The organism is Pseudomonas sp. AL 58, from assembly GCF_036348395.1.
Classification (GTDB): Bacteria; Pseudomonadota; Gammaproteobacteria; order Pseudomonadales; family Pseudomonadaceae; genus Aquipseudomonas; species Aquipseudomonas defluvii.
Window position 1 is genome coordinate 125,492 of sequence record NZ_JAZBQR010000002.1, and the last position, 22,416, is coordinate 147,907.

The 22,416-nt window shown below is 54.1% G+C and carries 23 protein-coding genes; 9 read left to right on the top strand and 14 right to left on the bottom strand.

Annotated features, from left to right (window positions below; all coding sequences use genetic code 11):
* Positions 1-144 precede the first annotated feature (144 nt).
* Positions 145-414: a metal-sensing transcriptional repressor gene (locus UIA24_RS00965; RefSeq protein ID WP_065758873.1), complete on the top strand. Its 270-nt coding sequence runs from the start codon at positions 145-147 to the stop codon at positions 412-414.
* On the opposite strand, the gene UIA24_RS00970 is transcribed toward UIA24_RS00965, so the two are convergent.
* The 9 genes from UIA24_RS00970 to UIA24_RS01010 all read right to left on the bottom strand — a co-directional run bounded on the left by UIA24_RS00970 (position 411) and on the right by UIA24_RS01010 (position 7,895).
* A complete protein-coding gene (locus UIA24_RS00970; RefSeq protein ID WP_330521976.1) occupies positions 411-716 on the bottom strand; it encodes a cyd operon YbgE family protein in 306 nt (101 codons plus the stop codon). The genes UIA24_RS00965 and UIA24_RS00970 overlap by 4 nt on opposite strands.
* Positions 706-822 carry a cytochrome bd-I oxidase subunit CydX gene (gene cydX / locus UIA24_RS00975; RefSeq protein ID WP_065758871.1) on the bottom strand — a complete coding sequence of 39 codons (117 nt, stop codon included), beginning with the start codon at positions 820-822 and terminating at the stop codon, positions 706-708. Before cydX ends, UIA24_RS00970 begins: the two co-directional genes overlap by 11 nt.
* A 74-nt stretch (positions 823-896) precedes the next feature.
* Positions 897-2,036: a cytochrome d ubiquinol oxidase subunit II gene (gene cydB / locus UIA24_RS00980; protein WP_330521977.1), complete on the bottom strand. Its 1,140-nt coding sequence runs from the start codon at positions 2,034-2,036 to the stop codon at positions 897-899.
* Positions 2,037-2,046: 10 nt separating this feature from the next.
* Positions 2,047-3,621: a cytochrome ubiquinol oxidase subunit I gene (locus UIA24_RS00985; RefSeq protein ID WP_330521978.1), complete on the bottom strand. Its 1,575-nt coding sequence runs from the start codon at positions 3,619-3,621 to the stop codon at positions 2,047-2,049.
* Positions 3,618-3,827: a cytochrome oxidase putative small subunit CydP gene (cydP, locus tag UIA24_RS00990; RefSeq protein WP_065758868.1), complete on the bottom strand. Its 210-nt coding sequence runs from the start codon at positions 3,825-3,827 to the stop codon at positions 3,618-3,620. The genes UIA24_RS00985 and cydP overlap by 4 nt, the downstream gene beginning before the upstream one ends.
* Before the next feature lie 232 nt (positions 3,828-4,059).
* Entirely contained in the window at positions 4,060-5,265 is a 1,206-nt protein-coding gene (locus UIA24_RS00995; RefSeq protein WP_330521979.1) for a benzoate/H(+) symporter BenE family transporter, read from the bottom strand.
* Positions 5,266-5,424: 159 nt separating this feature from the next.
* On the bottom strand, positions 5,425-6,915 hold the full coding sequence (gene pdxR, locus UIA24_RS01000) for a MocR-like pyridoxine biosynthesis transcription factor PdxR (protein ID WP_330521980.1): 1,491 nt from the start codon (positions 6,913-6,915) through the stop codon (positions 5,425-5,427).
* A gap of 107 nt (positions 6,916-7,022) precedes the next feature.
* A complete protein-coding gene (locus UIA24_RS01005; protein ID WP_065758865.1) occupies positions 7,023-7,481 on the bottom strand; it encodes a GNAT family N-acetyltransferase in 459 nt (152 codons plus the stop codon).
* 138 nt (positions 7,482-7,619) lie between these two features.
* Positions 7,620-7,895 (bottom strand): DUF3077 domain-containing protein, encoded by a 276-nt coding sequence (locus tag UIA24_RS01010; protein ID WP_102051882.1) that lies wholly within the window; start codon positions 7,893-7,895, stop codon positions 7,620-7,622.
* A 687-nt stretch (positions 7,896-8,582) separates the two neighbouring features.
* Here UIA24_RS01010 and UIA24_RS01015 point away from each other — a divergent pair.
* From UIA24_RS01015 to UIA24_RS01025, 3 genes are all read left to right on the top strand, one after another.
* A complete protein-coding gene (locus UIA24_RS01015) occupies positions 8,583-11,504 on the top strand; it encodes an RNA 2'-phosphotransferase (protein WP_330521981.1) in 2,922 nt (973 codons plus the stop codon).
* A 504-nt stretch (positions 11,505-12,008) separates the two neighbouring features.
* Positions 12,009-12,911 (top strand): hypothetical protein, encoded by a 903-nt coding sequence (locus UIA24_RS01020; RefSeq protein WP_330521982.1) that lies wholly within the window; start codon positions 12,009-12,011, stop codon positions 12,909-12,911.
* 554 nt (positions 12,912-13,465) lie between these two features.
* Complete coding sequence (locus tag UIA24_RS01025) at positions 13,466-14,638, top strand: hypothetical protein (protein WP_330521983.1); 1,173 nt, start codon at positions 13,466-13,468, stop codon at positions 14,636-14,638.
* 173 nt (positions 14,639-14,811) lie between these two features.
* Here the strand turns inward: UIA24_RS01025 and UIA24_RS01030 are convergent, their stop codons facing one another.
* From UIA24_RS01030 to UIA24_RS01045, 4 genes are all read right to left on the bottom strand, one after another.
* Positions 14,812-15,408: a tyrosine-type recombinase/integrase gene (locus UIA24_RS01030; protein ID WP_330521984.1), complete on the bottom strand. Its 597-nt coding sequence runs from the start codon at positions 15,406-15,408 to the stop codon at positions 14,812-14,814.
* Positions 15,409-15,760: 352 nt separating this feature from the next.
* Entirely contained in the window at positions 15,761-16,456 is a 696-nt protein-coding gene (gene halB, locus UIA24_RS01035) for an anti-phage Hailong system nucleotidyltransferase HalB (protein WP_330521985.1), read from the bottom strand.
* Positions 16,456-17,550 (bottom strand): anti-phage Hailong system effector protein HalA, encoded by a 1,095-nt coding sequence (halA, locus tag UIA24_RS01040; RefSeq protein WP_330521986.1) that lies wholly within the window; start codon positions 17,548-17,550, stop codon positions 16,456-16,458. The genes halB and halA overlap by 1 nt, the downstream gene beginning before the upstream one ends.
* An 86-nt stretch (positions 17,551-17,636) precedes the next feature.
* On the bottom strand, positions 17,637-18,023 hold the full coding sequence (locus UIA24_RS01045; RefSeq protein WP_330521987.1) for a hypothetical protein: 387 nt from the start codon (positions 18,021-18,023) through the stop codon (positions 17,637-17,639).
* A 211-nt stretch (positions 18,024-18,234) separates the two neighbouring features.
* Here UIA24_RS01045 and UIA24_RS01050 point away from each other — a divergent pair, with 211 nt between their 5' ends.
* The 5 genes from UIA24_RS01050 to UIA24_RS01070 all read left to right on the top strand — a co-directional run bounded on the left by UIA24_RS01050 (position 18,235) and on the right by UIA24_RS01070 (position 21,255).
* Entirely contained in the window at positions 18,235-18,525 is a 291-nt protein-coding gene (locus UIA24_RS01050) for a hypothetical protein (RefSeq protein WP_330521988.1), read from the top strand.
* A complete protein-coding gene (locus tag UIA24_RS01055) occupies positions 18,504-18,659 on the top strand; it encodes a hypothetical protein (protein ID WP_330521989.1) in 156 nt (51 codons plus the stop codon). The genes UIA24_RS01050 and UIA24_RS01055 overlap by 22 nt, the downstream gene beginning before the upstream one ends.
* Before the next feature lie 259 nt (positions 18,660-18,918).
* Positions 18,919-20,043, top strand: a complete 1,125-nt coding sequence (locus UIA24_RS01060; RefSeq protein ID WP_330521990.1) for an alkene reductase — start codon at positions 18,919-18,921, stop codon at positions 20,041-20,043.
* A gap of 93 nt (positions 20,044-20,136) precedes the next feature.
* Entirely contained in the window at positions 20,137-20,442 is a 306-nt protein-coding gene (locus UIA24_RS01065) for an ArsR/SmtB family transcription factor (RefSeq protein ID WP_330521991.1), read from the top strand.
* A 351-nt stretch (positions 20,443-20,793) separates the two neighbouring features.
* Positions 20,794-21,255 (top strand): hypothetical protein, encoded by a 462-nt coding sequence (locus UIA24_RS01070; RefSeq protein WP_330521992.1) that lies wholly within the window; start codon positions 20,794-20,796, stop codon positions 21,253-21,255.
* A gap of 197 nt (positions 21,256-21,452) precedes the next feature.
* Here UIA24_RS01070 and UIA24_RS01075 read toward each other — a convergent pair whose 3' ends face one another.
* Positions 21,453-22,415: a DMT family transporter gene (locus UIA24_RS01075; protein ID WP_330521993.1), complete on the bottom strand. Its 963-nt coding sequence runs from the start codon at positions 22,413-22,415 to the stop codon at positions 21,453-21,455.
* Position 22,416 lies beyond the last annotated feature (1 nt).

Here is a 22,416-nt window from a genome sequence, read left to right on the forward strand (position 1 = left end):
TGCTGGACACGGTACAGTCGGCCATGCAAAGTGGCGGGCCGAAAATGCGACCCACTACGAACAGCGTTATTCACGGGAGAAAACCTGAAGGGTTGCTCAGGGAGAGCAGCGTATCGACCTTATGGCGTATTACAGAGTTCAGACATGATAAAACAACAAGAATCAAAGAGCAGGGATGCCATCCTCAAGCGGCTGGCCCGCGTCGAGGGACAGGTTCGCGGCATCCAGGCAATGATCACGCGCGGTGATGAGTGTGAAGCGGTTGCCCAGCAGTTCAGTGCGGCACGCAAGGCCCTCGACAAGGCCTATCAGGAAATGTTGGTGTGCCTGGTGGAAGACGCGATCCTCAGCCCTGAACAGAGCAATCAGGAAAAACTCGCCCAGGTTCGCGCCATCTTTACCAAGTACACCTAAGCCACGGCTTGAACGCGGGCTTGCCAGAGGATGGCATAGCCCAGCCCCATCAGCAGCCATCCCAGCAGGGGATGGAAGACGCTGCGCCACAGCCGGCTTTGCGGGTCAAAACCCACCCCATGAATGAAGCCGCTGGAGATACCCAGCATGCTCAGCATGATCAGCCGATGACTGTAGTGGCCATCGGCGTCCAGCATCACCGCCGGGTGGATCAGGAAAATCAACGTAAGCGGTGTCGCCAGCAGCAGCGACAAAGCGCGGCTGTAACCGCGCTCTAGCCACGGACGGGGCTTACTGGTCACCCGTCACCTCTTCATCAAGGTTCTGGTGGGTTTCCAGCCACAGGGCGTTGATGATGCCGAAGCTGCAGGCCAACAGTACGCCGAGTATCCAGGTGAAGTACCACATGATGTTCTCCTTGCCGCGTTGGGCGGCGGGTGTGCTGATCGGCGCAAGACAGGCCTGCGCCGAACAGGCTCAGATCAATACAGCCCGTGAGGGTTGGCTTCGATGGTCTTGTTGGTCAGGCGTCCCCACATGCGGGTGTAGCACCACAGCGTGTACCCGAGGATCAGCGGCACGAAAATGCACGCCACGATGAACATGATGCCCAGGGTCTTCTGGCTGGAGACCGCGTCCCATACCGTCAGGCTGGAGGCAGCATCGAGGCTCGATGGAAACACGAACGGGAACAGCGCAAAGCCGGCGGTGCAGATGGTGCCGACAATCGCCAGGCTACTGCCGAGGAAGGCCACGCCCGCGCGGTTCAGTTGGGCACCGAGCAGGGCCAGCAACGCGCCGGCAAAGCCCAGCACCGGGGCGATGATCGTCAGCGGGTAGTGGCTGTAGTTGGCCAGCCAGCCGGCGTTACCCACCGCCACCTGTTTGCTCAGTGGGTTGATCGCACCACCGGTGTTGAGCCCATCGGCCAGGGTCAGCCCAGGAATCGAGGCTACCAGCCAGGCGCCCGCACCGGCAAAGGCCGTCAGGTACACCAGGGCGCACAAGCGGGTGGCCACACGGGACCGTGCATGCAGATCGGCATCGGTACGCAGCATCAACCAAGCCCCGCCGTGCATACTCAGCATGCTCAAACTGACCACGCCAGCGAGCAGGGCGAACGGGTGCAGCAAGCCGAAGAACGAGCCTTCGTAGCTGGAGCGCATCAGTTCGTCGAGGCGGAACGGCAGGCCCAGAAACAGGTTGCCGAAGGCCACGCCAAACAGCAGGGCCGGTACGGCGCCACCGGTGAACAGGGCCCAGTCCCAGGCGTTGCGCCACTTCTGGTTTTCCAGCTTGCTGCGGTAGTCAAAGCCTACCGGCCGGCAGAACAGGGCAAACAGCACCAGCAGCATGGCCCAGTACAGCCCGGAAAACGCCACCGCATAGACCATCGGCCACGCCGCGAACAGCGCGCCACCGGCGGTGATGAACCACACCTGATTGCCATCCCAGTGCGGGGCAATGGTATTGATCGCCACCCGCCGCTCATTGTCGGTTTTACCCACAAACGGCATGAGCGCCATGGCCCCCATGTCAAAGCCGTCGGTCAAGGCGAAGCCGATCAGCAGCACGCCGATCAACACCCACCACACCAGCTTCAGTGTTTCGTAATCAAACATGATCTGCTCCTCAAGCCTTGACGGTGTGCGCGACAGCGTCACGCTCGAAGTGATAGCGCCCGGTGTGCAGGCTCGACGGGCCAAGGCGGGCAAACTTGATCATCAGGTACATCTCGATCACCAGCAGCAGGCTGTAGAAGGCGATCAGTGCCAGCAGCGAGCCCATCACATCGCCCGCAGACAGCGACGAGGTCGAGAGGTGAACCGGCAGCACTTCGGCAATCGACCACGGCTGACGACCGTGTTCGGCCACCACCCAACCGGTCTGAGCGGCAATCCACGGCAGTGGCAGGCTGCACACGGCGAACCTGAGCAGCCATGGCTTGTTCTCGGCATTACGCTTGATCGAGGCCCAGGCGGCCAGTACGAACAGCACCAGCATCAGGAAACCGGACGCCACCATGGCGCGGAAGCTCCAGAACATGGTGAAGACATCCGGAATGGTGTCCAGCGAGGCTTGCTTGATATGTGCTTCGCTGGCGTCGACCACGCTCGGGGTGTACTTCTTCAGCAGCAGGCCGTAGCCGAGGTCTTTTTTCACCTCATTGAACGCGGCGATATTGGCCTCGCTCTTGTCGCCATGACGCAGCTTCTCCAGCAGACCATAGGCGATCATGCCGTTACGAATGCGCACCTCGTGGTGAGCGATCAGGTCCTTGATGCCGGTGACCTGCTTGTCCACCGAACGCGTTGCGATGATTCCCATCACGTACGGGATCTTCACCGCATAGTCGGTACGCTGCTGTTCCTGGTTCGGCAAGCCAAACAGGGTGAACGCAGCAGGCGCCGGTTCGGTTTCCCATTCGGCTTCAATCGCGGCCAGTTTGGTCGTCTGTACATCACCGATCTCGTAGCCGGATTCATCACCCAGCAGGATCACCGAAATGGTCGAGGCCAGGCCGAATACCGCGGCAATCGCAAACGAGCGACGGGCAAACGCCAGGTCACGTTTCTTCAGCAGGTAGTAGCTGGAGATCGCCAGTACGAACACGGCGCCTGTCACATAACCGGCAGAGACGGTGTGAACGAACTTCACCTGCGCGACCGGGTTGAACAGCAGCGCGCCGAAATTGGTCAGCTCCATGCGCATGGTTTCAAAGTTGAACTCGGCACCCACCGGGTTCTGCATCCAGCCGTTGGCGATCAGAATCCACAGCGCCGACATGTTCGAGCCAATCGCCACCAGCCAGGTCACGGCCAAATGCTGCACACGGCTCAGGCGGTCCCAGCCAAAGAAGAACAGGCCGATGAAGGTCGACTCGAGGAAGAACGCCATCATCCCTTCAATGGCCAGCGGCGCACCAAAGATGTCCCCCACATAGTGGCTGTAGTAGGCCCAGTTGGTGCCGAACTGGAACTCCATCGTCAGCCCGGTGGTCACCCCCAGGGCAAAGTTGATCCCGAACAGCTTGCCCCAGAACTTGACCATGTCCTTGTACACCTGCTTGCCGGTCATGACATAGACCGACTCCATGATGGCCAGCAGAAACGCCAGCCCCAGGGTCAAGGGCACAAACAAAAAGTGGTACATCGCGGTGACTGCAAATTGCAGGCGCGACAGATCGACTACGGATTCCGAGATCATCTCGGTTTCTCCTCGGTGAGTTGCGAAGGGGGGGGCGTGCCGAATAGGTGGGCGTCGAAGCGCGCACTGCCGTTGACCGGCACCGTTGGTTCACTGAACCAGATGGCTTTTATGCTGAAGAGGATGACCAGCTTGACCACGAGGATGATGCCAATTTCCCGCACCAGCGGGATTCGCCATGGGGACTTGGGGGCATCGTTGGGCACGCTGTGACTCCGAGGTCGATCAGGCGGGCATTGCGACGACGTTCGAGGGGTAAACCTGGCGCCATCCAGCAACGTCTGCTGAGGAGTTTGGCGAGTATTCCGGGGCTCAGAACACTCATGGCGCAATGCTACGTTATACCCGCGGGGGTATGTAAGGCGCGGCCATTGACGCAAGTCAAGGCCACGCCAAGTAGTGCCCAAACAGGGCAAAAAAACACGGATTGCTCGGCCACTACTGCGCGCGTAAGCCTGCCAGCGGTTTGCGCCCGCCATGGATCAGCAGATGAACCACCAGGCCCGCGACCAACCCCCAGAACGCCCCACCGACACCCAGCAAGGTGACATTGGCTGCGGTGGCCAAGAAGGTAATGAGGGCGGTCTCGCGGGTGCGGGCATCCACCATGGCATTGGCCAGGCTGCCGCCAATTGCGCCCAGCAAGGCCAAGCCCGCCAGGGTGGTGACGAAGGTGCGCGGCAACACCATGAACAGCGTTGCCAGGGTGACGCCGAAAACACCGACCATCACATACAGCGCGCCACACACCAGCCCGGCGATGTAGCGCTTGGACGGGTTCTCGTGGGCATCCTTGCCCGTGCAGATGGCTGCGGTGATTGCCGCCACATTGAACGCGTGCGCGCCGAACGGGGCCATCAGCAACGAACCCAGGCCGGTGACGGTGAGGATCGGGTTGGCGCTGGTCTTGAAACCGTCATTGCGCAACACCAGCATGCCCGGCATGTACTGCCCGGTCAGGGTGATGACAAACAGCGGCAGCGCTACACCCAGCAGCGAACCCAGCGAGAACTGCGGCACTTCAAACACCGGTGCGGCCAGGCTCAACTGCAGTTGCTGCACGTCGATTCTGTCCTGAGCGATGAGCAGGGCCAGGCCGATCAGCAGAATGCCGACCACGGCAAAGCGCGAGGTGAAGCGGCGTAGCACGGCATAGGCCAGCACCAGCACAATCACCAACAGCGGGTCGGCGCTGGCGCCGCCAAACGCATTCACGCCAAACTGCAGCAGAATGCCCGCGAGCAGGCCTGCGGCAATACCGCTCGGAATCCAGCGCACCAGTCGCTCAAACGCACCGGACAGGCCCAGCACGATAAAGCCGATTGCCGACAGCATGTAGGCACCGATTACCTCGCCATACGGCGTGAACGGCATCACCGTCGCCAGAAAGGCCACGCCCGGCGTAGACCAGGCGGTAATGATCGGCTCACGGTAGCGGTAGCTCAGCCAGGCGCCGGTCACGCCGACGCCGATACTCACCGACCACACCCAGGACGCCGTTTGCGCCGCGCTGAGTTGGGCCAGTTGCGCGGCCTGAAACACCAGCACGAACGTGCCGCCATAGTTCACGATGACTGAAATCAGTGCCGCAATGCTGGGGGATACAAGGTCGCTTGCGCGCAGGCCGGTTGTTGATCGAATCACGCGGGGGTTCCTTCCTGATGGGCTGACAACAGCAGGGAAGCACGTGCCGCATTCCCCGCCGAGTGAGGGAGGAGCGTAGCGCCTGCCTGGTGGGCCCGATCAGTCCAGTTAGCCCACGGCAACCAGACCACATCGGGCCAGCAGCAGGGCGGTAAACGGCTAGGTGATGGCCTTGACCAACCGTTGTATCGCCGTCTCGATCTCATGCGGGGTCAGCGCGGCAAACCCCAGCAACCAGCCACCGACCGCTGGCGGCGTGGCATACAGCCGGCTCAGCCCGGGCAACAAAATACCGGCCCTGGCCGCTTGCCGGATGGTCTCCGGCTCCGACCAGCCCTCGGCCAGCACACATGGCATGTTCAAGCCGCCCGGTGGCAGGCGCGCCGTGACGATAGGCGAGAGGTGGCGCTCCACCGCATGGGCCATCGCTTCACGGCGTACCGCATAGATCTTGCGCATGGCGCGGATGTGCGCGCCAAAGTGCCCGTCCTCGATAAAGCGCGCCAAGGTCAACTGCGCCAGTTGCGGGGTGTGGCCGTCGAGGATGCTGCGGGCGTAGCTCATGGGTTTCACCAGTTCCTGCGGCAGCACCATGTAGCCCATGCGCAAACCGGGGAACAGCGACTTGCTGAACGTGCCCAGGTAGATCGTCCGATTGTACTTATCCACACCCTGCACGCAGGCCGTCGGCAAGCCCTCGTAATGGAACTGGCTGTCGTAATCGTCCTCGATGATCCAGCCCTGGCGCTCGGCTGCCCAGGCGGTCAGTTCCAGGCGCCGCTCCAGCGCCAGCGTGGCGCCGGTGGGGTACTGGTGCGATGGCGTCACATACAGGGTGCTGGCGCCGCTGGTGTCGGCGTACAGCCTGTCAGTGCGCAAGCCTTTCTCATCCACCGGCACCGGCACAATCTTCAACTGCGCCAACTCAAAGGCCTTGCGTGCGCCGAAGTAACCGGGGTCTTCCATGAGGATGGGTTTACCGGCATCGACCAACACCTGCGCACACAAAAACAGCGCTTGCCGGGTGCTGCTCAACACCAGCACCTGGTCTGCCGTCACCTTGGCCCCGCGCTCCAGGTTCAAGTAACCGGCGATGGCCTGGCGCAGCGGCTCGGCCCCTTGCGGGTCGCCATGCAACAAGGCGCTGGGGCGATAGTCCTTCAAGGCCTGGCGCTGCAGGCGCTCCCAGATGTTCATCGGGAAGGTACGGGTTTCCGGCAGCCCGGTCGCGAACGCTCTGACCTCCTGCTGATCGGCGACGCCGCCACTGGCCAGGATGTCTGCACCCCGGGCACTGAGCGCCACGGCGCCATCCGCACGGGGCGGCAACCCGGCAAGGTTCGCCTTGCGCGTGCGGGTACCTCGCAAACTGGGCCCGATCTTCTCGGAGACAAAACTGCCAGAGCCTTCACGGCGAACGATATAGCCGTCCAGCTGCAACTGAACGTAGGCCATCTCGACCGTGTCACGCGAGACAGCCAACGACTGCGCGAGCGTGCGCGTGGCCGGCAAGCGCGAACCGGGTGCCAGCACACCGTCCAGAATCAACTGGCGCAGCGCACGCTGCACGCGTACACGCAGCTCCAGGGGCGCCAACTTCGGGTCGGCAATGCGGATCTTCAGCGTATCCAGCTCGAAATTGTGGGGCATGTGGTCCGTCAACCGCGCAACGCTATTCCTTGATAAGCCGGCCATCTTGGTGCGAGCGCACGGCGATGTCCATGACGAACACCACCGTGCCGTGCTGGCCCTGAGCGTTACAGCGCCATGCGGTACTCAATAAAGCCGGAGTTCTCAGCCACCCAGTTGTACAGCTTCTGTGCCCGCTTGTTGGTGTTATGAGTGTGCCAATACAACCGCGCACACTGCTGTTGCCGGGCAAAGCGCTGCACCCACTCGATCAACAACTTACCGGTACCGCCACCCCGAATCGTCGGGGCTACGTACAAGTCTTCGAGGTAGCAGAAGTTATCCACCGACCAGGTTGAACGGTGCAGCACCGCGTTCACAAAACCGACCAGTTCATCACCCTGCACCGCAACGGCCGAGTACACCGGCTCGTTCGGGTCGAGCATGCGCTGGAAGGCCATGCGCGTGGTTTCCTCGCTCAACGCCACCTCATAGAAATCCTGATAGGCCAGCCACAGCGGCAACCACTGTTCATAGTCGCTGCTTTGCACTGCACGTACCGTTACTGCGGTTTGCTCATTAGCCATTGCACTCACCTGCTACACATCAAGGTTGAATCGGGAAGACGTGCAGGGTAGAGCCTTCAACAGCTGCCAAACCGACCACTTTACAGCGCCCGGGCAGGCCAATTACCACCGATGGGCAACGCCTGCCCGAAGCCCGCCTCAATCCACCCCATGCTCCGCCAGCGCCTGGCTTACATCATCCGTCAGCGCCTTGGCCATCTCCCCCAAATACCACGCCGACCACGCTGCCTGCGCAGAACCCTCGCCCATGGCGATATCCAGCGCCAGCGTGTTGGCGCACTTCAGCAGGTTCGAGGCGTATTCAAGGGCGAGGGAAATGGGGATATCAGGATTGACGCGGAAGAGGTGGTCATCCTGGCCGTAACGGCCGAAGGTGGTGGTGCCGGTGGTTTTCAGGTTTTTGAGGTTCGGCATGAAATGGAACTCCTATTTCCTAGAAGCCATCACCGCCTGCCGCCAAGCAGGTAAGGGTGACGGGTTGCACAAGGTTGGCGGACCGGGAAATAGGAAACCCAGCACTTCCGAAGAAGTCCCTGCACAACCCGTCATAACGCGGTTTCACGGGCACGCAAAAGCGCCCGCAACCAAACGAAGGGTTGCGCCTATTTTCCTCGGGCCGCCAAGCCCGGATCACTGATGTGCAGTGATGGGGGCAGGGTAGCGTGGTGTTGTAGAAGGGACAAGTGAGAGGCTTGGTGAGTCGGGGGGATGGAGTGATAGCGATTCTATTTTTCGGGGGTATGGGGGGATCTGTTTCTTATGTCGGTAGTAGATTTTTTGATGTTCTATTAGGGGTGGAGGCCCTTCGTGGTGGACTGCCTTCGGCCAATAGCAGTCAGTCACGATCAGCAGCTTTCGGCCGATTCTGTTGAAAAAGTCGACCCTGATTTCCTCGGTAGAAAAGTACGCGCTTGAGGTTGAAATCTTTACATTGAACAGAAGATTCCCGGCTCAGATTTCGCGTAGCGGCGCGCAAAAACGCATTTTCAGCGGTCAGTATGTGGGCGATCTGGAAGAACCCACTTTTTCAACAGAATCGGCCATTAGTAGTCATTCCAGAAGTCGCCATATCTGGAGTAACAACCTGATGCGCCATGACTTATGATCATAAAATTTTCTTCTGCTCGTGAAAAAGGACAGGTCATGACGCTAACTGATGATGTTTCGAATGTGCTGAATGCGTGGGCTCCAAATCTAGGGGTAAGCTTTACTACGCTTGCCTACCTTGGATCAGCGTCCTCAACCAAATGGCTCGTCAACTCCCCTTTTTCGTCGCAGTTACGCCTACTCATTAATGCTGACAGCCATACGACGGCCGCAGAGATGTGGCACAAAGTACTCCGTGAGCAAAAAGATCTTCCAGCGCCGGTACTATTGCTAATACTTGAGCACATGCGCCGAAACCCTGTAGGTATGAGGGCTTCGTTAAAAGCGGCCAACCTAGGATTTTCTAAGACATTGGCGAATGTTGCGTATCGTGCGGCTGGTGCGTTGTACGAAGACGCTAAATATAGCTTTGCAGGCCACGAGATTGATGTAGCCATTGCGAGATTCCGAGCAGCCCTTTCCGAATTTCGATTCTCCATCGAAAGCCAGTTACTTTCAGAGTCGACTAGGCGGATTGCTACCGGCAAGTACGCCACTGCAGTTGCGATGATTGGACGCTGGGGCAATGTATCGCCTGAGACGGTTTCAAGGGCTTTATCGTATTCCGAAGAGTCGATGACTCTCGGAAACAGGAAGCCCGAAACACTGACCTATCGACTTGAGCTCCTAGTTCAGCTATTCGATCTAACGGGAAAAGGTCAACTACTGCAGGACGCGCTCGAACTCCTAACGAATAATCCAAAAATCGCAGCGAGTTCTGAGCTCGCCGAGGTCGAGGTAAGATACCGTCTTGCACTGCTTGCAGAGCCGGGATCCATAAATGTCAAAAAGCATCTAGAAATCGCGACGGGTAAGCTTCAGCGTTCTAGACCCAAGGGTACTGTTGATGAGGCTCGCTGCAGTGTTCTCTCGACCCTAGTTGCTGAGGCCGAACAGGCATCACTAGCTATGCCCGCTAGATCAACGTCCATCCCGAGGGGGCTACTCGCCTTAATGGCTATAAAGCCATCTGCCGAACTTTGGGGAACCATAAGGTGCGTGATCGACGGACTGGAACATCTCCGCAATGACCGAGAATCGGTACCTTCGGCAGTACTGAGCACTCAATTCCTGCGCCAAATGACCGACGGCCCAGATGACCTCCTCACCGCGAATGACCTCTCTCGGTATGTAGGGATCACAGGTTGGTTGTCTGAAAAGGCCTCATATAACAGGCACCTTCAATGGGAGGCAGGAGCAGCGGCGCTGTCGGCTGCAAAACGATCTGGGAATCTGGGGCTGGCGCATAAGGCTTTAGAGGTATTTAACGCGCTCACTGCTATCCATCCTACTTGGCCGCTTCCACTCATAGGCATTGCACGAGTTCGAGAATACCTTGCGGGGCTCTCTGTCGAAGAGGATCTTTCTGCTATTGAAAGCTGGCGTGATGCCGCGACACTAGCGTTAAATTCTCCCATTTACGCACGCTCTAACCTAGGTGGACGTAACGAAGTCTTTGCTGTTGCAGATGCAAGGGGATTTCTTTCTGAGACGTTTGTCTTTAAAAGGACGACGAAAGAGAAAGCCGTACACGAGGCATCGATGTTAAGCGCGCTGCATCTTGAAATCACACAGCAGGGTGATGCGAACCTGTTCGAAGTGCCCCGTTCGCTTGCAATCGTCGAGGTTTTTTCTGACGATGATCGGCGATGGGTCCATGTCTCTCAACGAGCAGCTGGGCGATTGGTAAGTGAGTTATCTACGGAAGAGGCCTCCAACGTCCTAGAACCGATCACTGATCTCCTTGCGGTTTTTCATCGTGTAGGGGGTAGCGCTCCGGAAGGGAAGTCGGCATGGCGCTCCCTGAAACAGTATCTAAAAATGTGGTCGAGAACTCTCTTTCCTCCCCAACAGGCTGAACGCTTTGTGGATTCCTTGCACTCTATCTTTCCCGAGAAGCTCCCTTTGGTAAGGAAAAGAGACGGTCATGCATCCAACTGGCTTGTGGACCCAGCAGGGCGCATCGTAGCGATTGACCTTGAGTCTACCGACTTCGTTCCGATTGGATACGACGTCTCTCAACTCATCGAGGACAATGCTCTGATACCAGCAAGCCCCGACGGTTGGCGCAGCCGGATAGCAATCATGGAGCGATATCTAAGTCGCATGGAGACGCCACTTAGCAAGTCTGAGTTGGTTGCGGCATACGGATGGTTCGCTATCACCCGCGCCTTGCGCTTAGGGACTGAAAGAGACGCTGGAAAGCATTTGCGGCGTCACGCGCGCGAACTCTGCGTACTGCTGACGGAGTTCGGTGATGACGCGACCCAGAGTTTGGCACGAGAGCTACTCCAAGCACTCTCGCGCATCGAGCAAGCGAACACAGAAGATTCTGTACCTAGCCATGACCATCGACGGCTAAGCAAGGCAATGGCATACCAGCTCCGCCACGACGGGCCGAACAATGGGGTTGCTATCGATAAAACAGGATTTGCGTCTATGGATGACTTGGCGCGCGCTCTCAAAGTGGATTCGAGTCACTTGCTGGCTGTGGCGGAGCATCCCGGCGAGCCAAGGTTTGAGGTTCGAGATGATCGCATCAGAGCTCTTTACGGGCACACCCTAAACGTTGTCATCGAAGCTGGCATCAAAGTTGGAGCTCCGACTGCTCTGTATCATGGTTCTAGCTGGTCTGTGCTAGACGCGATCATCAAAGACGGTGTGAACCCTATGCAGCGCCGGATGGTTCATTTGACTAATATCGCTGGGGAGGCTGTAGCTGTGGGGGCACGTAAAGGGGCTCCAATAGTCCTCGCCATTGATCAGCTCCACGATGCGGAACCTGTTGCTGAAGGCATATGGGTTGCACCTTGTATTCTTCCTAATCGCCTATCAATCGTGAATCCTTTCATTGAGGAAGGAGGCGCCGTTCGGTGAGTGGGGCAACCGGGGACAGAGCACTATATTGATGCTATGGAGCGTCAGCTCTGGGTCGACTCTGCCCGTCGTGACGGACTGCTTTTGGCCGATTCTGTTGAAAAAGTGGGTTCTTCCAGATCGCCCACATACTGACCGCTGAAAATGCGTTTTTGCGCGCCGCTACGCGAAATCTGAGCCGGGAATCTTCTGTTCAATGTAAAGATTTCAATCTCAAGCGCGTACTTTTCTACCGAGGAAATCAGGGTCGACTTTTTCAACAGAATCGACCCATAGCTGCCGATCAGCAGAGGCAGAAACCGGCCAAGAGCGGTCTGTCATGAACGCCAGTAAGCGCCCCATAGCTGCCCATCGAATGATGGCAGAAATCGGCCAAATGACCCCGTTGCGAGCCTGAGCGCTAATGTATAAAAATGCGCTCAACCTCCACTAGCTTTGATCGTAGGATATTCAGAACCTACGCTTTTGTCTGATAGTTAACTTAGTCATTAGAGAACTGCGCCAATGGCAATGCTAAAAAAAGTAATGAAAGAATATGGTGGCTTTCAAGAGGCAGTTGATTTAGTTGGCGAGGAGAGTTTAGAAAAATTCTGTGATCGTGTATACGCAGGGTTTTGCTCGGAATACAAAGACGCTGGATATATTAAGAATGTGCAATGGTTGCTTAGGCATTTCTATGCATCCAAGAAGATGACGTTAAGTTCTTTGTTTTTCACGCAAACAGAAGAGCTTAACGGGAAAAACCTTAAGAATCTGACCTTCTATACTTGCTACTATTCGTTGTTCAATGCCCTTTTATCAAACCTTATTCTTACTCCGTATATCGATATAGAAAAAATACGAAAAATATCCCACTCGCAAGTCTTCAAGGATATAGAAAATTATTTTGTTAGGTTTGGGGTGTACGATAGAAAGCTTATAGAGCTGCTTAATGAGCTCAGACTCACTAGAGAGTTATATAGCTATCACCTACCACTTGGCGGGTCAATCGTAAGGGAAGGAAAGTCGCTGAGCGCTGATAGCCTTTTTAATCGTTTGGAAAAAATAATTACTCCAATATTGCAAATATCAAACCTTATATCTTATATGTCTCACTACGCATGGCAAAAAAAAGTAGGAAAAGGCATTGATGAGTACGACAGCTATCAACACGAAGTGGATTCGCTGTTTTTCTCGTTTATTGAGTCGCGCGACCACTTAGGCATGCACTGCGTAATAGATGACGATGACTACGCTAGGCAGGGATATGTTCTTAGAAAATGGACTACACCATTTCCAATTAGTTGGTTCATCACAGAAAAAATGTGTGAAGATCTTGAGTGCGGATGGGAGCAGGACGACTCTGGAAATGGGTTCGACATTTCAAATGTTGCAGGGTTTCTCTCTACTGCAATAGATGCACCCTAACAACGCGCTTAAGTCCTTCGCATCGCTCACGAGGACTGGCTGAACCCCTACCCTTAAAATTGTTAGCGTCGCTATCGGCCAATTGCTGCCCGCACTGATCGGCTGCAATGGGTCGATTCTGTTGAAAAAGTCGACCCTGATTTCCTCGGTAGAAAAGTACGCGCTTGAGGTTGAAATCTTTACATTGAACAGAAGATTCCCGGCTCAGATTTCGTGTAGCGGCGCGCAAAAACGCATTTTCAGCGGTCAGTATGTGGGCGATCTGGAAGAACCCACTTTTTCAACAGAATCGGTCGAAAGCGGTCACTGGCTAACGACAGGTTGAATCCACAACCCAAAGCAGACCTTGGAACGAGCCCTGAAAAATCAGGGGTGACTCGATACGTTGCTGAAATACTTTTTTCAAGGGCAAAAAACAGAAAATTGTCATCAAATAAAGCGAAATCCGGGCGATATCGCGCCCGTCAGACTTTTAGTGGTGCCGTCTCGATCACTCGTGATAAAGACGTCATACCCGATCGCCCCGTTTTCTAATCATTCCAAGGAACCTATATATGAACGCCGAGAGACACCTAACCTTTCAAGAGGCATTGAAAAAAAACGTCAAACGGATTTTGAACTATTGGGCACCACTCAGTGTGATCTTAGGTGGGCTTAGTACGATATTGGGTTTTTATACGATATCGGCCTATACGGCAGCGATCGGTCGCCCGGACTTGATGGCTTCAGCGATTGAAGCTAAATCAGCATTGGTGCTTTGGCTCGCAATCATCGCACTCTTGGTCGCGGCCTATTTTTTCGTACTCATGACGACGAGCGCACTGTTTGGGTGCTCAGTTTCACTGTTCAACAATAGCCCCAATCTCCAACCTGACCTAGTGAAGATACTCGTTTTACCGGTGCTGCTTGGAATCGCAGCGTTGATGTTGGTGATCTTTAAAGGCATAGTTCTCACGGACGGCCTTAAGCTGATCTGCATAGTGTTGTATGGTGCTGCAATGATTTTAGCATTGCAGATAAACCAGAAGTTCAGGGTGGCAGTAGACATTTGCGCAACAACGGCTTTACCTGGAAAATCAAAAAGCAAGGTCGCACGTTTCTTCTTTTTGGTTATCCTAGCAATCACTCTAACAGGCACTGTCTTATCAACCGTACTGCCTGTGGGGCTTATACTTAAGGCTTATTCAGGAGAAGATACGCCTGAAGCCGTTACCAAGCTTTTGCTCATATCCATTTTTTTCGCCAGCATGACGTTGATCCCTGTTGTTGTTTTCTATGACAGTAAAAGCGACCTCTTTAAACGGATATCGCAGTGCTTGGCGGCGTCCATCGTAATCGTGGTAATCATAATTGGGGCTTCACCTGGAGGCCCTTTGACCATCGTATACTCGGCGGCGTCCCTGATGAACGTTCGCGACCAAGCAGCAGCCAAGTTTTTGTTGACCGAGAATTACGCGAAAGAGGACTTCGATGCTGAGATCTGGGGCTTGGTAGAGACTCTGCGGAAACATCCCCTAATACCCGCATTTCCACTTTTTTCTTTTGGGGATGTGCTGCTGCTTTGCCCAGCAAAACTGATCAAAACCGAACTCAAAGATTGGCCAGCTAAATCGGCTTACTGTGTTGTAACGAAAAATAGCAAGGCGCTCCGAATGCCGCGAAAATCTGAAGTGGCGACGGAAGCAAAAAAGTTGATCGAAACCGAACCTAAAAAGCCTGCTGCCTGATTGATTCAGCAGCAAAGTTTGGTTCAATGTAGGCGGCGTCTTTTATGTGCTGGCATGCCTCTTCCATCCTCAAGGAGGAAGTAAGCAGCCGTTTTTGGTAGACTTTTGCCTGTGCCGAATGACCGCAATGGGTCGGATAGCGACGGTCTAGCATCGACCGTCGCAGTGGGTGGTTAAACTTCCACCTGTTCCGCCATTTCCAGGGCATCATCGACCTCGATTCCTAGGTATCTGACGGTGCTTTCAAGCTTCGTATGACCAAGCAGGAGTTGGACAGCTCTCAGGTTCTTCGTCCTGCGATATATCAGCGATGCTTTGGTTCGCCGTAGCGTATGAGTACCGTACATAGTTGGGTCAAGGCCAATGGCGATCACCCACGCTTTGACTATCCGAGCGTATTGTCTGGTGGAGAGATGGTCTGAGTCGTGCAACCGGGTCGGAAACAAGAAGTCCTCACTGCGGAGGTGGGCCTGATGCATCCAAGCCTCCAGAACCGTTCGGGTTTGCTCCGTGATTTCAAATTGCACTGGGTGCTGAGTTTTCTGCTGCATCACGATGGCCCGCGACGACACGTGCTCCCCATGGGCTATGTCTCGGACTCGCAGCTTGCTGTCGATGGCCAAGTTGAAAAGCGCTAAATCTCGCGTCTTCTCAGCAAGCTGGAGTCTTACTCGGATGGCCCAGGTATCTCTCACTCGGAGCGGGGCTTTCTGCCCGACAAGCTTTCCCTTGTTCCAAGGCTGATGACTGTATGTAGCAATAGTGTTCATGGCTTGTCCTCCACGTTGAGGGAGGACAAGGGGGGATCAGTCACAATGAGTGGTGGTCGCTATTCGACCCATAGTGGCTGGAGGACAGCAAACGGCCGATTCTGTTGAAAAAGTGGGTTCTTCCAGATCGCCCACATACTGACCGCTGAAAATGCGTTTTTGCGCGCCGCTACGCGAAATCTGAGCCGGGAATCTTCTGTTCAATGCAAAGATTTCAACCTCAAGCGCGTACTTTTCTACCGAGGAAATCAGGGTCGACTTTTTCAACAGAATCGGCCAAAAGAAGTCATTCAGAGGTGTGTGCCGAAAGAATGCTATTAAGTACTTTTAATACGCATAGATTATTTAACAATCAGCTCCAGCTGTATCCGTCAAATTCTATGTCATTATTTAGAAGGCGCGCAGTCTTCAGTCCCATCATATTGTCCTGCTCTAGGAAATAAACCATTAAATCGCTAAAATCTGAAGGCATTTGAACGTTCGGACTGCAACCGTACTTAATGAAGGCAGAATAAAACCGAGGATAGGCTTTGGCGCTAAAGACTTCACAATCCTTTAAGGCGATAAGGTCAATTAAATCAGGATCTTGAAAAACTTCTGCAAGCCCTTCTTTAGAAAAAGTTGGGCAGCCTCGCTCCGCAGATCTAGCGATCAAAATTGTCCTCAGACACCAAGCAAGTCTTTTGTTCAGAAGGTAATAATCTTGAATATTTTTTATGTGCGCTACAAGTGCAAACCCTAGCTCGCTTGCATTTGAAATTTCTGAAGAGTAGTTTTCCTTTTTTAAAAAGCTCTTTTTGACCTTTTCGAACACCCCACTTGGGTCGTATATCGCTTTGGCCTCTAGAGCGATGTGCATAAAAAACAAGTCCCCGCCTTCAGCCCTAGAGATGGCTTGATCCAAAGGATAGCAGGCAATATTGGTAGTCCCCTCAACTATCATTTCATATCGTTGATCATCAGTAATCGCAAATAAATCTGTATCTGAATCGACAGAGTGATCTTCGCGAGCACGACTTCCATATACGACTAGTGAAAGAATAGCCATTAATTGACCCTGCTGATTCTATTGATCAATGTGGGGACTAATACTGCGTACCACCAAAGGCCAAAAAAAGCGTTAACCCCATATAGCAATTCAATGTGGATTGGATTTGTCGTGCCTGCATATTTTGTGTAACCTACCAAAAAGGTAATATCAAATCCTTGCACAAGCCCTCTTTGATAGTCCTTAGATATAAATCCGTACACAAGACCAAACGCAAAAGTCAACGCAATGCCAATTATCGCGGGCCTAGCTATGCTTTTCCCCCAGCAGTTAACAAATCCAGAGATATTTAGCAAAAGCAACTCGAAATATGCAGCCAAAAAATTCATGCCATGACCAAAAACGCCTTTTCCATGTATGAGCTCGTACATGGATTTTTGAATTTTGCTTTTTAGTGACTGATTTAAGTATGTTTGGACAGCTCCGTAGTAAGCGTCATCGTCACCATGGTTTTCGGCATTCTTCAACAATGTTCTAGAAAATTTTGCCTTTGTCCCCTCCAGCCTCATTTTTTGATAACCTGGTGTTTTGCTATTCCGATGTAGAATGTTTTTATCGAGATTTGTGTAGGCGGCGCCTATAAACTTGTCCGGATTGGAGACCAGAGTGTTCGGCATTTTTGTCTCAGTGCCTGATAACGTAATATCGACCCATTCACATTCGTAAAAAATACAGTCTTGGAATTCAGCCATTGTAAATGAGCATCGTTCAAATTTGCACTCGCTAAACTTCACCCCTTTCCAAACACTTCCGCCGAAGTCGCACTTGGTGAAATTACATTTCCCAAATGAAATTTCATGTTTGGAAATCTCACTTGTGAACTCGCCATTGAAATCGCACTCATCAAAACTAATTGTTTTGCAGTTAAATCTACGTAATGATTTTGTCTTTATATAATCAAGCAGATCTGAAGATTTGAAATAAAGCTGGCTAGGGCCTTTGTTGTTGGTGAAGTCCCAGCCATGCGGCGTCAACTTTAGAGTATGGCCAACAAAAATGGAGTCCCAGTAAGACTTGCTTCTTTTTTGTGAGCTCATTATCGCGCCCGCTTCTAGTGAAGGCGCCGCTAATGGGGTATTGGAATCTTCGTGCACTTCCTGCTCCATGCAAGTCCCTGTTGGTACTAGCATATCCTCTCTGAGCCTTCCACCGATAGGGGAAGGCCGGACCCGCTTTCAGTCTACAAGACAACGTGCATCCGAACCCGCCAGGCGCGATGGCAAAGCCACTGACCGTAATATCGGCCAGCAAATGTCCGCTCGAAGCCGACCTCTGCCCTTGGCGAACGACTGCTTTGGGTCGATTCTGTTGAAAAAGTGGGTTCTTCCAGATCGCCCACATACTGACCGCTGAAAATGCGTTTTTGCGCGCCGCTACACGAAATCTGAGCCGGGAATCTTCTGTTCAATGTAAAGATTTCAACCTCAAGCGCGTACTTTTCTACCGAGGAAATCAGGGTCGACTTTTTCAACAGAATCGGTCGGTTGCTGTCCTTCACGATATGCAGCTTCTGGCCGACAGATGCCCAACGTGAAAGGCAGCTGTGGGGCAATTCAATGCGCCGCATGAGCGAGCCCTTGCTACAAACCGGCAATGGTGAATCACCCGTTTGATTGGCGAGTCGCTATCAGGCTCGCTAGCCTTGGCGAGGGGCGCTGTGATTCATCTGCGTTTGTGTGTATCACCACGACTTCGTCTTTTCGTGTTGGTGCCACGCGCAGTTGGGGCTACTCAGTAAGCTCACGCTCAGAAACCCGTTGATCAGATGAGGTGGCGCTATGAACAAGGCAATCTTTGCAGCGCTGGCCATTACGGTACTTGCGCAATCACCGGCTTATGCCATCAGCGAAAAGTACCGTAAGCAGCTTGAGCAGTCGGGTTGCACCCAAATGAGTGAGCTTCAGGGGTGCGATATCACCAAGAGCAAGGCCGAAAATGCCAAGGCGGGGTTTGTTGAGCCCGCAACACCGGCAGCAGACAGCGCCAAAAGCCAGACCCCATATGCCGGGCAGTGGGTGGCTAAAAGTGCTTCAGGTGCTGTCCCATCATGCTGCGTGCGTCCCTGCTGACCGATGCGAAGATTCTGCCGCAGGCCAGACAGGGGAACTACTTTTTCAACAGAATCGGCCAGAAACGGTCATTAACAGATTACAAAATCCTGGCCGATGCAGACTGCTGTATCTGGTTCTGGGGCGAGGTGTGAAGATAAGTTTTGCCTCGATGCCAGGGAGACTCAGTCCGTCAGAGGGTATGTGCCTGGGCTACAGCTAGTCCATTCCAGGATCTCTGGGGCGGCTGAAGGGATCTAAATATTTGCATTTCTAGATATGTAGATTAAAATCTCGACCATTCGGCAGCCCCTTGATCAGCGCTCCTATTGAACGTGCGTTGAGCTAAAGCCGTCTCAGAAGCGAGATGAAGCGCCTCTTTAAATCTATATTTCTCGATATCTGGATTTGCTAATGAATAGAAACAAACTGTTTAGCTCGACAAAGATCGGCCCCTATGACCTCCGTAATCGTATTGTGCTGCCGCCCCTCACTCGCTCGCGTAGCTCGCAGCCAGGGAACATCCCCAACGACTTAATGGCGACCTACTACCGACAACGAGCTAGTGCGGGTTTCATGGTCACAGAGGGAACTCAGATCGAGCCACGAGGCCAAGGCTATGCTTGGACTCCGGGAATTCACAGCCAAGAACAAATCGAAGGCTGGAAGAAAGTCACCGAAGCGGTACATGCAGAGGGTGGTGTAATTTTTGCGCAGCTCTGGCACGTTGGTCGGGTATCCCACACCTCGCTGCAGCCAAATGGCGATGCTCCTGTAGCGCCATCAGCGCTGCCAGCACGGAGCGTGAAGGTGTTCATCGAAACGGGACCAGGTACCGGTACCTTGGCGGATCCGTCTGAGCCAAGGGAGCTTTCCACTGCAGAGGTGAAAGAGCTCGTCCAGCTCTACGCCAAAGCAGCACATAATGCTCTAGAGGCCGGTTTCGATGGGGTAGAGCTGCACTGCGCCAATGGTTATCTGGTAAACCAATTCATCTCAGCGCACACCAACTGCCGCACGGATGAGTATGGTGGCAGCCTGCAGAACCGCCTGCGATTCTTGCGCGAGATAACACAAGCTGTTGCTGACGTGGTGGGCGCTGATCGTTTAGGTGTTCGATTTGCTCCACTGTTTGCAAGCACCGATGAGCTTCGGGTCTATCTAGGCCTTGTGGAAGATAATCCACACGAGACTTACATTGAGGCCGTCAAAGTGCTCGAGGAAATCGGTGTCGCTTACTTGTCGCTGGCCGAAGCAGACTGGGATGAGGCTCCAGAGCTGCCAGATACATTCCGCAACGCTGTACGAGGGGGCTTCAGTGGCCGCATTCTGTATGCGGGGAAGTACACAGCGGAGCGTGCCACCGCAGCGATTGACGCTGGCTGGGCTGACTTAATCGCCTTTGGTCGCGCCTTCATTGCCAACCCAGACCTTCCACAACGGATCGCCAATGGCTGGCCGCTCAATCCACTGGATGCCAACAGCATGTATGGTGGTACCGATAAAGGGTATGTTGATTACCCCTTCTACAAAGGCTGACAGCGCCAGAGCTGCGCGCCTCGTCGGAGTGCGCGCAGCAACTGAAATCGAAATATCGTAAAATAGCGAAAAGCCAGCCATGTGCCATTTACTATGAACATCGATCTCAGCGAAGCGCTAAAGGCTCTGGATAATCCCACACGCCTCGCCATCCTCACCTTGCTCAAGAATCCAAGGAAGAATTTTCCCGAGCAGGAAGCAGATCCTGATCAGCTTGGTGTGTGCGTAAGCATCATCCAGGAAAGAGTAGGGCTGTCCCAGTCGACCGTATCAAACTACCTCGCAGCCCTTCAGAGAGCTCAGCTGGTTACGTCTCAGCGCATTGGTCCCTGGACTTACTACAAACGCAATGAGAAGAAGATCGAGCAGTTGCTGAATGCGCTTGAGAGGACCATTTGATACTTAGCGTCGAATAGCTGCTGCTTATCGGTGTTGTTGTAACTCTCAGGCGGTGTGAGCTTCGCCGATCTCGAATGGCTGCTTCTGGCCGACAGATGCCCACCGTGAAAGGCAACTGTGGGGCAATTCAATGCGCCGCATGAGCAAGCCCTTGCTGCAAACCGGCAATGGCAAATCACCCGTTTGATTGGCGAGTCGCTATCAGGCTCGCTAGCCTTGGCGAGGGGGCTGTGATTCACCTGCGCCTGTGTGTGTCGCCACGACTTCGTCTTTTCGTGTTGGTGCGACGCGCAGTTGGGGCAACTCTGCAAGCACACGCTCAGAAACCCGTTGATCAGATGAGGTGGCTCTATGAACAAGGCAGTCTTTGCCGCGCTGGCCATTACGGTACTTGCGCAGTCACCGGCTTATGCCATCAGCGAAAAGTACCGTAAGCAGTTGGAGCAGTCGGGTTGCACCCAGATGAGTGAGCTTCAGGGGTGCGATATCACCAAGAGCAAGGCTGAAAATGCCAAGGCGGGGTTTGGTGAGCCCGCAGCACCGGCAGCAGACAGCACCAAAAGCCAGACCCCATATGCCGGGCAGTGGGTGGCTAAAAGTGCTTCAGGTGCGACGGTTGCCACCATTCGTATTGATGAACAAGAGCATGTTTGGGTGAACGGCAAACCGGTCAAAGCCAAACGTACGGATGGCGGGCTGCAATTTCGGGCTGGCACGATCCTCTTCATGATTCAGGGGGATCGGCGGCTGAAGGATGAGGATTACTGGACTGATAGTGATGCCGGGACCAAAGGCCTTATTCAGGCCGAATGATGGCGGGGTTTGCAGCCCTCTGTGTGTAATGGCCACTTCTCACTGATCAGAAACGTTCGTCAAGAATCGCTGGCAGCGCCAAGCGCACGAGCTTTACGACGTCGAGCACCGGGATCAGGTGGCCCAGGCGCAAAAGGTCACCTCTGGCCGCCCGCTTTTGCTCGACGCGCGTCTTCGTCGTCCTGGAGCGGATTAAGTCAATTTTCGCGGTAGATACCTTCATTCAGGCGTTGATCGCTTGGGGTTGCCCGATTGCAGATCAGGATGCCTGTGATGATCAGGGCGCCTCCTATCAACATCGGACTCGTCAGTTGCTCACCGAGCAACAGTGCGCCCAGCAGAACGGCGGTTAGCGGGTTAAGAGCAATGAACACCCCGGAGCGTGTGACGCCGATTGTCTGGATGCCCTGGTAGTACCAGATGTAGGCCAATGCGGAACCTATTGCACCCAGGTACAGCAGGCTAAAAAAGTCGCCTGTGGATAGCGCACTCACTGAAGCAAAATTGAATTGCCCTGTAGCGGTGGCTGTCGCCGTCAGCATCGCTGCGCCAGCCCAGATGGAGTAGGTCACTGTATGTAAGGAGCCAATTTCGTTGACTATGGTTTTGCAGAACACGCTATAGACCACCCAGCTCAATACGCACCCGAAAATTAAGGCATCACCGCGCCAGTCGCTGTTCTCCGCAAGAAAGGTGTTTGGTGATTTACTGAAAATCACCGCTGCCGCACCCATAAGGCAGAGGCCTATTCCGGAGGTCTTCGTAAACGTGAGTTTTTCCCGGTAAAAGAGGAAGGAAAAAAGGGCCATTACTGCTGGGTTGAGGGCGACGATCAGTGAGGCCCGGGATGCGGTGGTGTAATGGAGCCCATAAAAGAAGAAAAGGTTGTAGGTGTATATGCCGCAGAATCCAAGGCCAAGTATTTTCACCAGTTGAGATCGGTTGATCTTGATAAACATTTTTCTGGAGAAAATCAGGAATAAGGTAAGCGTAGCGCCAGCAAGCATGAACCTCAGGCTTGCCGACAGCATTGGTGGGGTGTCGGAAGAAATGTAGCGACCCGCAACAAACGTTCCGCCCCAAATGATCGCCACCAAGGATAGCTTGAGGTAAGTGAGGCTGTCGGACGCAGGTGTTCTTGCTTTTGATTGAAGGCGCATG

Excerpts from the sequence above, each read along its gene's own strand:
- pdxR (WP_330521980.1), bottom strand. The coding sequence starts at position 6,915 with ATGCCCCACAATTTCGAGCTGGATACGCTGAAGATCCGCATTGCCGAC.
- UIA24_RS01025 (WP_330521983.1), top strand. The coding sequence starts at position 13,466 with ATGAACGCCGAGAGACACCTAACCTTTCAAGAGGCATTGAAAAAAAAC.
- cydX (WP_065758871.1), bottom strand. The coding sequence starts at position 822 with ATGTGGTACTTCACCTGGATACTCGGCGTACTGTTGGCCTGCAGCTTC.
- halB (WP_330521985.1), bottom strand. The coding sequence starts at position 16,456 with ATGGCTATTCTTTCACTAGTCGTATATGGAAGTCGTGCTCGCGAAGAT.
- UIA24_RS01010 (WP_102051882.1), bottom strand. The coding sequence starts at position 7,895 with ATGCCGAACCTCAAAAACCTGAAAACCACCGGCACCACCACCTTCGGC.
- UIA24_RS01020 (WP_330521982.1), top strand. The coding sequence starts at position 12,009 with ATGGCAATGCTAAAAAAAGTAATGAAAGAATATGGTGGCTTTCAAGAG.
- UIA24_RS00965 (WP_065758873.1), top strand. The coding sequence starts at position 145 with ATGATAAAACAACAAGAATCAAAGAGCAGGGATGCCATCCTCAAGCGG.
- UIA24_RS01005 (WP_065758865.1), bottom strand. The coding sequence starts at position 7,481 with ATGGCTAATGAGCAAACCGCAGTAACGGTACGTGCAGTGCAAAGCAGC.
- UIA24_RS01055 (WP_330521989.1), top strand. The coding sequence starts at position 18,504 with ATGCTGCGTGCGTCCCTGCTGACCGATGCGAAGATTCTGCCGCAGGCC.
- UIA24_RS01070 (WP_330521992.1), top strand. The coding sequence starts at position 20,794 with ATGAACAAGGCAGTCTTTGCCGCGCTGGCCATTACGGTACTTGCGCAG.
- UIA24_RS01075 (WP_330521993.1), bottom strand. The coding sequence starts at position 22,415 with ATGCGCCTTCAATCAAAAGCAAGAACACCTGCGTCCGACAGCCTCACT.
- UIA24_RS01050 (WP_330521988.1), top strand. The coding sequence starts at position 18,235 with ATGAACAAGGCAATCTTTGCAGCGCTGGCCATTACGGTACTTGCGCAA.
- UIA24_RS01060 (WP_330521990.1), top strand. The coding sequence starts at position 18,919 with ATGAATAGAAACAAACTGTTTAGCTCGACAAAGATCGGCCCCTATGAC.
- UIA24_RS01045 (WP_330521987.1), bottom strand. The coding sequence starts at position 18,023 with ATGCGGCGCATTGAATTGCCCCACAGCTGCCTTTCACGTTGGGCATCT.
- UIA24_RS01030 (WP_330521984.1), bottom strand. The coding sequence starts at position 15,408 with ATGAACACTATTGCTACATACAGTCATCAGCCTTGGAACAAGGGAAAG.
- UIA24_RS01015 (WP_330521981.1), top strand. The coding sequence starts at position 8,583 with ATGATCATAAAATTTTCTTCTGCTCGTGAAAAAGGACAGGTCATGACG.
- UIA24_RS00985 (WP_330521978.1), bottom strand. The coding sequence starts at position 3,621 with ATGATCTCGGAATCCGTAGTCGATCTGTCGCGCCTGCAATTTGCAGTC.
- UIA24_RS01065 (WP_330521991.1), top strand. The coding sequence starts at position 20,137 with ATGAACATCGATCTCAGCGAAGCGCTAAAGGCTCTGGATAATCCCACA.
- cydB (WP_330521977.1), bottom strand. The coding sequence starts at position 2,036 with ATGTTTGATTACGAAACACTGAAGCTGGTGTGGTGGGTGTTGATCGGC.